Source organism: Citrobacter sp. Cpo103 (genome assembly GCF_030332605.1).
Taxonomy (GTDB): domain Bacteria; phylum Pseudomonadota; class Gammaproteobacteria; order Enterobacterales; family Enterobacteriaceae; genus Citrobacter; species Citrobacter portucalensis.
In genome coordinates this window covers 965,144-976,915 of sequence record NZ_JAOWHO010000035.1, presented here as the reverse complement: position 1 = coordinate 976,915, position 11,772 = coordinate 965,144, and the positions used below count along the sequence as shown (strand labels likewise).

Sequence of the window (11,772 nt, the reverse complement as noted above, 5' to 3'; positions counted from 1 at the left end):
ACTTACGCCTGGTGGCCGTTGATGTAATCAATGGCAGCCTGAACGGTAGTGATTTTCTCAGCTTCTTCGTCCGGAATCTCAGTATCAAACTCTTCTTCCAGAGCCATTACCAGCTCAACGGTGTCAAGAGAATCTGCGCCCAGGTCTTCAACGAAGGAAGCATTGTTGGTTACTTCTTCCTGCTTAACGCCCAGCTGTTCGCCGATAATTTTCTTAACGCGTTCTTCGATAGTGCTCATACTCTTAAATTTCCTATCAAAACTCGCTTTCGCGATGGTTTTCGTAGTGTATAAAATGTTGAAAAATTTGCAACTAAATCCCGGCAGGTCTTACCACGATTTTACGTTATTTTGAGGCCAAGACCTACAATAACGCAAATATTTTTCATCGTGGTTAAACCATGTACATCCCGCCGTTGACGTGCAAAGTCTCACCTGTGATGTAACTTGCTTCGTCAGAAGCTAAAAATGCAACCGCACTGGCGATTTCCTGAGCGCCGCCGAGGCGACCCGCAGGAACCTGCGCCAGAATACCCGCACGCTGATCATCAGACAGCGCACGCGTCATGTCCGTTTCAATAAAGCCCGGAGCAACAACGTTTACAGTAATGCCACGAGACGCAACTTCGCGCGCCAGTGATTTACTGAAGCCGATCAGACCCGCTTTCGCCGCAGCGTAGTTAGCCTGACCCGCATTTCCCATGGTACCAACCACAGAACCGATAGTGATAATACGCCCATGACGCTTTTTCATCATAGCTCGCATTACCGCTTTTGACAGACGGAAAACAGATGACAGGTTGGTTTCGATGATATCGTTCCACTCGTCATCTTTCATGCGCATTAACAGGTTATCACGAGTAATCCCGGCATTATTGACCAGGATATCGACTTCACCAAATTCTGCGCGAATATTTTCCAGAACAGATTCGATAGATGCCGGATCGGTCACATTCAACATCAGACCTTTACCATTTGCACCTAAGTAATCGCTAATGGCCTGCGCGCCGCTTTCGCTGGTAGCAGTACCGATAACTTTCGCGCCACGGGCAACGAGTGTCTCAGCAATTGCGCGGCCAATGCCACGACTTGCACCGGTAACCAGCGCGATTTTTCCTTCAAAACTCATGGTCTTCCTCTTTTATTGCTCTAGCGCCGCAGACAGTGCCGCCGGCTCATTCAGTGCCGAAGCAGTCAGGGTGTCAACAATACGTTTCGTCAGACCGGTCAGAACTTTACCCGGACCGACTTCATACAGGTGCTCTACGCCCTGGGATGCCATAAATTCAACGGTTTTAGTCCACTGAACCGGGCTATACAGCTGACGAACCAGCGCATCGCGAATTGCGTCTGCCGTAGTTTCACACTTCACATCAACGTTGTTCACAACCGGAACAGTCGGTGCGTTAAAGGTGATTTTCTGCAGCTCAACGGCCAGTTTCTCAGCAGCAGGCTTCATCAGCGCGCAGTGAGAAGGAACGCTGACCGGCAGCGGCAGCGCACGCTTAGCGCCCGCGGCTTTACAGGCAACACCAGCACGTTCTACGGCTTCTTTATGCCCGGCAATAACCACCTGACCCGGTGAGTTAAAGTTTACCGGTGAAACCACCTGGCCTTCGGCAGACTCTTCGCACGCTTTAGCGATAGCGGCATCGTCCAGACCGATAATAGCAGACATGCCGCCAGTGCCTTCCGGAACCGCTTCCTGCATGAATTTGCCACGCAGTTCAACCAGACGTACGGCATCGGCAAAACCGATAACACCCGCACATACCAGCGCAGAATATTCGCCCAGGCTGTGACCCGCCATCAGCGCAGGTGTTTTACCCCCCTGCTGCTGCCATACGCGATAAAGCGCAACGGATGCGGTCAACAGCGCGGGCTGCGTCTGCCAGGTTTTATTCAGTTCTTCAGCCGGACCTTGCTGAGTCAACGCCCACAGATCATAGCCCAGTGCAGCTGATGCTTCAGCAAATGTTTCTTCAACAATTGGGTAGTTTGCTGCCATTTCAGACAACATCCCAACGGTCTGGGAACCCTGCCCCGGAAACACAAATGCAAATTGCGTCATGTTTAAATCCTTATACTAGAAACGAACCAGCGCGGAGCCCCAGGTGAATCCACCCCCGAAGGCTTCAAGCAATATCAACTGCCCAGCTTTAATACGCCCGTCGCGGACGGCTTCGTCCAGCGCGCACGGTACGGAGGCAGCAGAGGTATTACCATGTCTGTCGAGCGTCACGACAACATTATCCATCGACATACCCAGCTTTTTAGCTGTCGCGCTGATAATGCGCAGGTTAGCCTGATGCGGCACCAGCCAGTCCAGCGCAGAACGGTCGAGATTATTGGCTTCCAGCGTTTCATCAACGATGTGCGCAAGCTCGGTCACCGCGACTTTAAATACTTCGTTACCCGCCATCGTCAGGTGGATCGGATTTTCCGGGTTCACGCGATCGGCGTTAGGCAGCGTCAACAGTTCGCCGTAGCGACCGTCAGCGTGCAGATGCGTGGAGAGAATGCCTGGCTCTTCTGATGCGCTCAGTACAACCGCACCAGCCCCATCACCGAAAATGATGATCGTTCCGCGATCGGTTGGATCGCAGGTACGGGCAAGGACATCGGAGCCAACGACCAGAGCATGCTTAACTGCGCCAGATTTAACGTACTGGTCGGCAACGCTCAGGGCGTAAGTGAAGCCAGCACAAGCGGCTGCAACGTCAAACGCCGGACAGCCTTTGATCCCCAGCATACTTTGGATCTGGCACGCCGCGCTTGGAAATGCGTGAGTGGATGATGTGGTAGCAACCACAATCAGACCAATTTGTTCTTTGTCGATGCCCGCCATTTCAATCGCACGGTTTGCGGCGGCAAAGCCCATCGTCGCAACTGTTTCATTTGGCGCTGCAATATGGCGTTCACGGATGCCTGTACGAGTGACGATCCACTCATCAGATGTCTCAACCATTTTTTCCAAATCGGCGTTAGTACGCACTTGTTCAGGCAGATAGCTGCCAGTACCAATAATCTTCGTATACATGTACGCTCAGTCACTTTTTGGTTATATACCGCTACGAGCAAATCGCTGATACGTTGGCCACATTCACAAACGCACCGTTATCTGTGTGCTCGTGATTTTGCGCTTTCGCCACCGTCCAGCAGTTCGAATCCAGCTGGGTATACAGATTCCAGGCGAGCGGCAATTCGCTGAGGAACTTGTCGCTGCACCGCCTGCACTGCCTGTTCAATCGCGACTTCAAATGCTCGCTGATTGGCCGCACCATGACTCTTAATCACCGTGCCGCGCAATCCTAACAGACAGGCGCCATTATACTGGTCGGGGTTGAGGTGACTAAATCGCCTTGTCAGGCTTTTTTGTAACCAACGTTTTAATAACAGAAGCCACCACGACCGTTTTTTGCCCTCACCCTGAGATTTCAGCAGTGAAAGGAACATTCTGACAACACCTTCCATCGTCTTTAATGTGACATTACCTGTAAAACCGTCACAGACCAACACATCGGTTTTGCCAGTCAGTAACTCATTGGCTTCAAGATAGCCGATATAATTAATGGAAGGGATCGTTTTTAGCACAGCTGAAGCATCTCGAATACTGTCGAGACCTTTCGTTTCTTCTTCGCCGATGTTGAGTAACGCTACGCGAGGATTGGCAATGCCAACAACCTCTTCTGCCAGCACGGAACCCATGACGGCAAATTGCACCAACATCGTGCTATCACAATCTACGTTGGCGCCCAAATCCAGCACCACCGTTTTGCCCTTTTGCTGATGGGGTAACACCGTCACCAACGCAGGACGCTCAATCCCCTCAAGAGGTTTGAGCAATAACTTCGCAAGTCCCATGAGTGCGCCCGTATTACCGGCGCTGACACAAGCTTGTGCCTGACCTTCTTTCACGAGCTCCAGGGCAACACGCATTGAGCTTCCACGACTGGCGCGAATAGCTTGCGAGGGCCGGGCATCACTGGCAATAACTGACTGAGCAGGGATAATCTGCAGACGCGAACGTTGTTCGAAGTCAGCTTTGGCAAGTAATGGCGTGATTGTATCGGGATCCCCGACTAAAAGAAGTGTGAGTTGCGAATTAGAATTCAGTGCCTGCAATGCTGCAGGCACTGTCACGGTAGGGCCAAAATCTCCCCCCATGACATCTAACGCCAGGGTTAGACGTGTCAAGGTATCGTCGCTGCCCGGTTAGGTGTTTCCCCAGTCACCCGGGGAAAGCCTCACTAAGCTTCATCACGCGTTCACTCTTTGTCTTTCTCACCAGAAGTGGGAAAGCCATTGAGTCATGCGTGATTACTTAGCGATTACCTTACGGCCACGGTAGAAACCGTCGGCAGTGATGTGGTGACGCAGGTGTTGTTCACCAGAAGTTTTGTCTACAGACAGGCTGGTGACTGCGGTCAGAGCGTCATGAGAACGACGCATGCCACGTTTGGAACGGGTTGGTTTATTCTGTTGTACGGCCATGGACCTTACTCCTCAATTACTTACGCTTTAAGCTGGCTAATACGGCAAATGGGTTTGGTTTTTGCGCTTCATCAGGCAATTCGCCAAAGACCATGTCCGCCTCGGACACTTCACAGTGTTCAGAATCATGCACCGGAACTACCGGCAAGGAGAGGATAATCTCATCTTCAACCATTGCAAGCAGATCGATTTCACCGAATTCGTTAACCTCAATCGGCTCATACGCTTCCGGGAGTGCTTCAGCCTGCTCGTCAGAACGGACAGGACTAAAACAATATGTTGTGTGAACATGAAGTGGGAACGGTTTCCCGCAACGCTGACATTCGAGCGTAACCGATACCTTCGCATCACCGGTTATAACGGCGAGACGCTGGTTATCGATAGCGAACGACATGGAGCATTCCACATCACTGTCCACACTGACTACAGAATCGGCGACGCGCTCAACCAGATCAGAAGTATAGATACCTTCATAATCGAGGCGTTTTTGAGCCGTACGAACCGGATCAAGAGTCAGGGGTAATTTTACCTTTTGCATAGGGCGCGCATATTAACTTTGTAACGTCATATAGTCAAAGAAAAAGGCAGCCTGTGGTTGCCTTTTGCCAATAATTCGCACACATTGCGGGTCATCGACTTAAAATCGCTCAAGACAAGCCACTACAGCCAGCTTGTAGGTCGAAGTCCATAGTTTAAAATGGCTCTCATCAATACGCTATATGCGAGGGAAAAAATATGCCTCAACTTATTCTTGCTTCTACCTCCCCCTGGCGTCGCGCTTTACTCGAAAAACTGGCAATCCCGTTTGAATGCGCAGCGCCAGAGGTTGATGAAACGCCGTTGCCCGGCGAAGCACCACGCCATTTAGTCTTGCGACTGGCGCAGAAAAAAGCGCAATCTCTCACCCACCGTTACCCATCGCATCTGATTATTGGCTCCGATCAAATTTGTGTTCTTGATGGTGAAATAACCGGCAAACCATTAACTGAAGAAAATGCGCGCCAACAATTACTCAAAGCCCGTGGCAATATTGTGACGTTTTACACTGGACTGGCGCTGTATAATTCTGCGACCGGACATTTACAAACTGAAGTAGAACCTTTTGACGTCCATTTCCGTCATTTAAGCGAGGCGGAAATTGATGATTATCTGCGCAAAGAGCGTCCGCTCCATTGTGCAGGTAGTTTCAAAAGTGAAGGGTTAGGTATTGCACTCTTTGAACGCCTGGAGGGTCGTGACCCAAATACCTTGATCGGTTTGCCGCTTATCGCGTTGTGTCAAATGCTGCGGCGGGAAGAGATGAACCCGTTGAATGCCTGATTGATCTGCCTGATGGCGACGCGATGCGTCTTATCAGGCCTACGGTGCATCACACGATTGTAGGCCTGATAAGCAACGCGCATCAGGCTTTACTGCGTAAAACCTCGAGGCAGCGCTTCAATTGCTTATCCATCGGCGCTTCAATACGCATCACTTCACCCGTTCCCGGATGGGTAAATTTCAACGCTGCGGCGTGCAGGAAAAGCCGATTCAACCCCGTATCCGCCAGTTGCTTATCGAACTCACGGTCACCGTAGCGATCGTCAAAAGCAATTGGATGACCGGCATACTGGGTATGCACACGAATCTGGTGCGTACGTCCGGTCACCGGGCTACAGCGCACAAGCGTGGCAAACGCATAGCGCTCTTCCACTTTAAAACGTGTTTCTGACGGTTTGCCTTCCTGGTTCACCCGCACGATACGCTCGCCGCTTTGCAGAATGTTCTTTAACAGCGGCGCCTGCACGGTTTTGACATGCGACTGCCATTGGCCTCGAACCAGCGCGAGATAGTCTTTCTGCATGCCTTTTTCACGCAGTTGTTCATGCAATGAACGCAAGGCTGAGCGTTTTTTAGCCACCAGCAAAACGCCGGAGGTATCCCGGTCGAGGCGATGCACCAGTTCAAGGAAACGCGCTTCCGGTCGCAACGCACGTAATCCTTCAATGACGCCAAAGCTTAACCCGCTTCCGCCATGTACGGCCGTACCTGAAGGTTTGTTAAGCACCAGAATGTGGTCATCTTCATATAAAATGACGTCGCTCAGCGCCGCGACCTTCTGCAGGTTTGGCGAAATGGCCTCTTCTTCACGTTCAGCGACACGCACAGGTGGAATACGCACAATATCCCCGTCTTCGAGTTTGTACTCGGGTTTAATGCGTTTTTTGTTCACCCGCACTTCGCCTTTACGCAAAATGCGATAAATCATACTTTTTGGCACGCCCTTAAGCTGGGTGCGCAAAAAGTTGTCGATGCGTTGCCCTGCTTCGTCTGCAGTAATGGCAACTGTTTTTACGGCTGGAGTCTCTGTTTTCATGGGGGCCGATTTTAAATAGCCATCAAGATTCGCGCCACACATTTTTCTATGCTTATATTAACTGCTATACCTTATTACTTAAGTTTGACATAGCCGATTTGGTGGTTATTAAAGCAATCACTACGCGGAAGTGAAAAAACTGTGAGTAACCGGGTGATAAATGGCAAAAGTCATCTTGCTATAACAAGGTTAGCAGTGGAATAATGAGGTTGTTTCCGTGTTGAATCTTGTTAAAACAAGAACTTTTCCGGAATGACCCAATTTTGCCCGACCGATCATCAACGCAGCAATGGCGTAAGACGTATTGATCTTTCAGGCAGTTAGCGGGCTGCGGGTTGCAGTCCTTACCGGTAATATGGAAGCTTTTCTGGAGAGTAACACCCAGACTGTTCCCCTGATAATTGCGCTGTGTTTCCGTATGAAATGCAGGCAACCGACACTCTGCGCCTCTTTGAGCTGACGATAACCGTGAGGTTGGCGACGCGAATAGACACGAGGCCATCGGTTCACACCCGGAAAGGCATTACTCTGCCCGCAGCTTAGTCGTCAATGTAAGAATAATGAGTAAGTTACGATGAAAAGAATGTTAATTAACGCAACTCAGCAGGAAGAGTTGCGTGTCGCCCTTGTAGATGGGCAACGTCTGTACGATCTGGATATCGAAAGTCCTGGACACGAACAGAAAAAAGCCAACATCTATAAAGGCAAAATTACCCGTATTGAACCGAGTCTGGAAGCTGCTTTTGTTGATTACGGCGCTGAACGTCACGGTTTCCTCCCGTTAAAAGAAATTGCCCGCGAATACTTCCCCGCTAACTACAACTCCCATGGTCGTCCCAACATTAAAGACGTGTTGCGCGAAGGTCAGGAAGTCATCGTTCAGATCGATAAAGAAGAACGCGGCAATAAAGGCGCTGCGTTGACTACCTTTATCAGCCTGGCGGGTAGTTATCTGGTTCTGATGCCGAACAACCCACGCGCGGGCGGTATCTCCCGTCGCATTGAAGGCGACGACCGTACCGAATTAAAAGAAGCGCTGGCAAGCCTGGAACTGCCTGATGGCATGGGGCTTATCGTGCGTACCGCAGGGGTCGGCAAATCCGCCGAAGCACTGCAGTGGGACCTGAGCTTCCGCCTGAAGCACTGGGAAGCGATTCAAAAAGCCGCTGACAGCCGCCCTGCTCCATTCCTGATCCACCAGGAAAGCAACGTTATCGTTCGCGCTTTCCGTGACTACTTACGTCAGGACATCGGCGAAATTCTTATCGATAACCCGAAAGTGATGGAGATGGCGCGTCAGCACATCGCCGCACTGGGTCGTCCGGATTTCAGCAGCAAAATCAAACTGTACACCGGTGAAATCCCGCTGTTCAGCCACTATCAGATCGAGTCTCAGATTGAATCCGCGTTCCAGCGCGAAGTACGTCTGCCGTCCGGCGGCTCAATCGTTATTGACAGCACAGAGGCACTGACCGCTATCGATATCAACTCCGCACGCGCAACTCGCGGCGGCGACATCGAAGAAACAGCGTTCAACACTAACCTTGAAGCAGCCGATGAAATTGCCCGTCAGCTGCGTCTGCGCGACCTCGGCGGTCTGATTGTAATCGACTTCATTGATATGACGCCGGTTCGCCACCAGCGCGCGGTTGAAAACCGTCTGCGCGAGGCCGTACGCCAGGACAGAGCGCGTATTCAGATCAGTCATATTTCTCGCTTCGGTCTGCTGGAGATGTCTCGTCAGCGTCTGAGCCCGTCTCTGGGTGAATCCAGCCATCACGTGTGCCCGCGTTGTTCCGGCACCGGTACCGTACGTGATAACGAATCACTGTCGCTGTCTATTCTGCGTCTGATCGAAGAAGAAGCACTGAAAGAAAATACGCAAGAAGTTCACGCTATTGTTCCTGTGCCGATCGCCTCTTACCTGCTCAACGAAAAACGTACCGCGGTTAATGCTATCGAAACGCGTCAGAATGGCGTGCGCTGTGTGATCGTGCCAAACGATCAGATGGAAACCCCGCACTATTCTGTGCTGCGCGTACGTAAAGGGGAAGAAACACCGACCCTGAGCTATCTGCTGCCGAAACTACATGAAGAGGCAATGGCATTGCCGACGGAAGAAGAGTACGTCGAGCGTAAACAGCCTGAGCAACCGGCACTGGCCACCTTCGCCATGCCAGACGTTCCGCCAGCCCCTGCTCTGCAGGAACCTGCCGCGAAAGCCACCGCGCCTAAAGCTGCAGCAGCAACCGCAGCCGTTGCCGCACAGCCCGGTTTGATTAGCCGTTTCTTTGGCGCCCTGAAGTCCATCTTCGGTGGTAGCGAAGAAGTGAAACCGGTTGAACAACCTGCGCCGAAAGCTGAAGAGAAAACCGAACGCCAGCAGGATCGTCGTAAACCGCGTCAGAACAATCGTCGCGACCGTAACGATCGTCGTGATAACCGTGATAATCGCGGTGACCGTGACAACCGTAGCGAACGTTCAGAAAACGGCGAAAACCGTGAAGATAACCGCCGTAACCGTCGTCAGTCCCAGCAGCAAAATGCGGAAGCTCGCGATAACCGCCAGCAAACCACTGATGTTGCAGACAAAGCGAAATCCGGTGATGAACAGCAGGCGCCGCGTCGCGAACGCAACCGCCGTCGTAACGATGACAAGCGTCAGGCTCAGCAGGAAGTTAAAGAGCTGAACCAGGCTGAACAACCTGTGCAAGATACCGAGCAGGAAGAGCGCGTACGTCAGCCTCAAACCCGCCGCAAACAGCGTCAGTTGACTCAGAAAGTTCGTTTCACAGACAGCCCGGCGGTTGAAGCCGAAGTGGCTACTGTTGCTGCAATCGCTGAAACTGCTGTTGCTCAACCAACAGAACAGCCGGTACCAGCACAGCGCACCGAACTGGCGAAAGTTGATCTGCCAGCCGTCGTTGCGACTGAGCAGGAAGACAACAGCGAAGCTCGTGACTCCAACGGTATGCCGCGTCGTTCTCGCCGCTCTCCTCGCCATCTGCGCGTCAGTGGACAGCGTCGTCGTCGTTACCGTGACGAGCGTTATCCGGTTCAGTCGCCGATGCCGTTAACGGTCGCCTGCGCATCTCCTGAATTAGCGTCCGGTAAAGTTTGGATCCGCTACCCTGTTGCACGTCCTCAGGATCAGCAGGTTGAAGAACAGCGCGAACAGGAAATGGTCCAGCAGCAAGCTGCACCTGTCGCCGTAGAGCCTCAGGTTGCTGCCGCTGCCGTTGAACACATTGTGGATGCCCCTGCGCCGGTTGAAGCCGTGCGACCAGAGGTTGTCGTAGCTGAGCCTCAGGCCGCCGTTGTTGAAACCACACAGGTTGAAACCACGCATCCGGAAGTGATTGCGACCCCTGTCGAGGAACAACCGCAAATTATCGCTGCATCTGATGCGCCCGTAGCAGAAGAAATCGCCGCTGAAGCCGAACCTGTGGCTGACGTTGTGACTGCACCGGTTGCCGAAGAGCCTGCAGAGGTTGTTATTCCCCAGCCAGAAGTGGTTGAAGAGATTGCTGAAGTTGTGGAAACAGCGCCAGTTGTTGAAGAGGTTGCAGCGCCGAAAGACGTTGTTGCCGCGCCTGTCGTCGAAACTGAAGTCGTTAAGGCTGAAGTTGTCGCAGCAAGCGCTGATGCTGAACACCTGCACAGCCATGCAACCGCGCCAATGACCCGCGCTCCTGCACCGGAATATGTGCCAGAAGCGCCGCGTCATAGCGACTGGCAGCGTCCGGCATTCGCCTTTGAAGGCAAAGGTGCCGCTGGTGGACACAGCGCAACGCATCAAGCGACTGCGCCAGCAACACGTCCACAGCCTGTTGAGTAAGCCATAATCAATATCAAAGCCGGCCTTCGGGTCGGCTTTTTTTTATATCTGATCTACGCCTTTCATCCCCGTCAGCTGCGGCATAACATCCTTCATTAGGGCCAGAAACTTGCGTAAGCGGGTCGGATAGTAACGCGCCCATGGATAAACCAAATGTACAGGCAACGGCGCCGCATGCCACTCAGGTAGCAACGCAACCAGACGTCCATTGGCAATATCCTCCGCCACCATCCAGCTTGAAACAATAGTCACTCCCAACCCTGCCAGCGCGGCATTTCTGGCGACATAAATACTGTCGGTACTTAATCTGGGTGAAATATTCAGCGTGACTGGCTCATTACGCAATTGGTGCAACAACGAAACGCTATGCTGATAAAACGTGTTCACGGCAATCCAGGGCAGCGCTGATAACTGCTCAGGATGAGAAAGCTCGCCATATTGCTCCAGCAGTCCTGGACTCGCTACCATACTACGGGGAACTTCAGCCAGTAAAACGGAAACCGTGGCCGGATCCACCTCAGCACCAACCCTGATCGCGCAGTCAATATTATCGCTCAGAAAATCAACGGTTTTATCGTTGAGCATCCACTCGACTGCCAACTGGGGATAGCGCGAAAGAAACTGCAAAAGCGGCTCAAGTAGTTGTTGTTGCCCGAACGCATGCGGTGCGCGGACTCGCAACGTCCCCACCGGTTCATCTTCTGTGACATTAAGTCCATCTTCCAGCGCCAGCCAGGCATCAATAATCTTCTTAGCATGCTGATAGCCTCTTTCACCATCGTCGGTCAATTTCATCGCATGCGTGGTACGCATAAGCAGTTTCACACCCAGCAGCGTTTCCAGCGATTGCAGCCGTCTGCTAACGGTCGCCTGCGTCGTCCCTATCTGTTTTGCCGCTGCCGAAAGCGATCCTGCTTCGACAATACGTACAAACGTACGCATCAGCTCCACCCTGTCTATACGCTCATTTTTTATCATTTTCAGTTTCATCATACGTTTGACGTATAACTGTTTTACCACTGCGCTCGCTACCGCGCCACTCGCTGAAGGATAAAAATAACCGCACATCCTGTGATTGAGGAATC

At 52.0% G+C, this 11,772-nt stretch carries 11 protein-coding genes; 2 read left to right on the top strand and 9 right to left on the bottom strand.

Annotated features, from left to right (window positions below; all coding sequences use genetic code 11):
- Positions 1-2: 2 nt before the first annotated feature.
- The 7 genes from acpP to yceD all read right to left on the bottom strand — a co-directional run bounded on the left by acpP (position 3) and on the right by yceD (position 5,031).
- A complete protein-coding gene (gene acpP / locus OGX89_RS21175; protein ID WP_000103754.1) occupies positions 3-239 on the bottom strand; it encodes an acyl carrier protein in 237 nt (78 codons plus the stop codon).
- Positions 240-393: 154 nt separating this feature from the next.
- Positions 394-1,128, bottom strand: coding sequence for a 3-oxoacyl-ACP reductase FabG (fabG, locus tag OGX89_RS21170; RefSeq protein ID WP_003036255.1), 735 nt, complete (start codon positions 1,126-1,128; stop codon positions 394-396).
- A 12-nt stretch (positions 1,129-1,140) separates the two neighbouring features.
- On the bottom strand, positions 1,141-2,070 hold the full coding sequence (fabD, locus tag OGX89_RS21165) for an ACP S-malonyltransferase (protein ID WP_126955973.1): 930 nt from the start codon (positions 2,068-2,070) through the stop codon (positions 1,141-1,143).
- A gap of 15 nt (positions 2,071-2,085) precedes the next feature.
- On the bottom strand, positions 2,086-3,039 hold the full coding sequence (gene fabH, locus OGX89_RS21160) for a beta-ketoacyl-ACP synthase III (RefSeq protein ID WP_003832181.1): 954 nt from the start codon (positions 3,037-3,039) through the stop codon (positions 2,086-2,088).
- A 77-nt stretch (positions 3,040-3,116) separates the two neighbouring features.
- Complete coding sequence (gene plsX, locus OGX89_RS21155) at positions 3,117-4,196, bottom strand: phosphate acyltransferase PlsX (protein WP_071846967.1); 1,080 nt, start codon at positions 4,194-4,196, stop codon at positions 3,117-3,119.
- A 123-nt stretch (positions 4,197-4,319) separates the two neighbouring features.
- The gene (rpmF, locus tag OGX89_RS21150; protein WP_003036242.1) at positions 4,320-4,493 is read right to left on the bottom strand and encodes a 50S ribosomal protein L32; all 174 of its coding nucleotides are present in this window, start codon (positions 4,491-4,493) and stop codon (positions 4,320-4,322) included.
- A 16-nt stretch (positions 4,494-4,509) separates the two neighbouring features.
- On the bottom strand, positions 4,510-5,031 hold the full coding sequence (yceD, locus tag OGX89_RS21145; RefSeq protein WP_003036239.1) for a 23S rRNA accumulation protein YceD: 522 nt from the start codon (positions 5,029-5,031) through the stop codon (positions 4,510-4,512).
- Positions 5,032-5,228: 197 nt separating this feature from the next.
- Between yceD and OGX89_RS21140 the strand changes: the two genes are divergently transcribed.
- Complete coding sequence (locus tag OGX89_RS21140; protein ID WP_126955972.1) at positions 5,229-5,813, top strand: Maf family protein; 585 nt, start codon at positions 5,229-5,231, stop codon at positions 5,811-5,813.
- A gap of 82 nt (positions 5,814-5,895) precedes the next feature.
- Here OGX89_RS21140 and rluC read toward each other — a convergent pair whose 3' ends face one another.
- On the bottom strand, positions 5,896-6,849 hold the full coding sequence (gene rluC, locus OGX89_RS21135) for a 23S rRNA pseudouridine(955/2504/2580) synthase RluC (RefSeq protein ID WP_175310244.1): 954 nt from the start codon (positions 6,847-6,849) through the stop codon (positions 5,896-5,898).
- Between the two features lie 574 nt (positions 6,850-7,423).
- On the opposite strand from rluC, the gene rne reads away from it, so the two are divergent.
- On the top strand, positions 7,424-10,687 hold the full coding sequence (gene rne, locus OGX89_RS21130; RefSeq protein WP_003832172.1) for a ribonuclease E: 3,264 nt from the start codon (positions 7,424-7,426) through the stop codon (positions 10,685-10,687).
- 42 nt (positions 10,688-10,729) lie between these two features.
- Here the strand turns inward: rne and OGX89_RS21125 are convergent, their stop codons facing one another.
- Positions 10,730-11,755, bottom strand: a complete 1,026-nt coding sequence (locus OGX89_RS21125) for a LysR family transcriptional regulator (protein ID WP_003832171.1) — start codon at positions 11,753-11,755, stop codon at positions 10,730-10,732.
- Positions 11,756-11,772 lie beyond the last annotated feature (17 nt).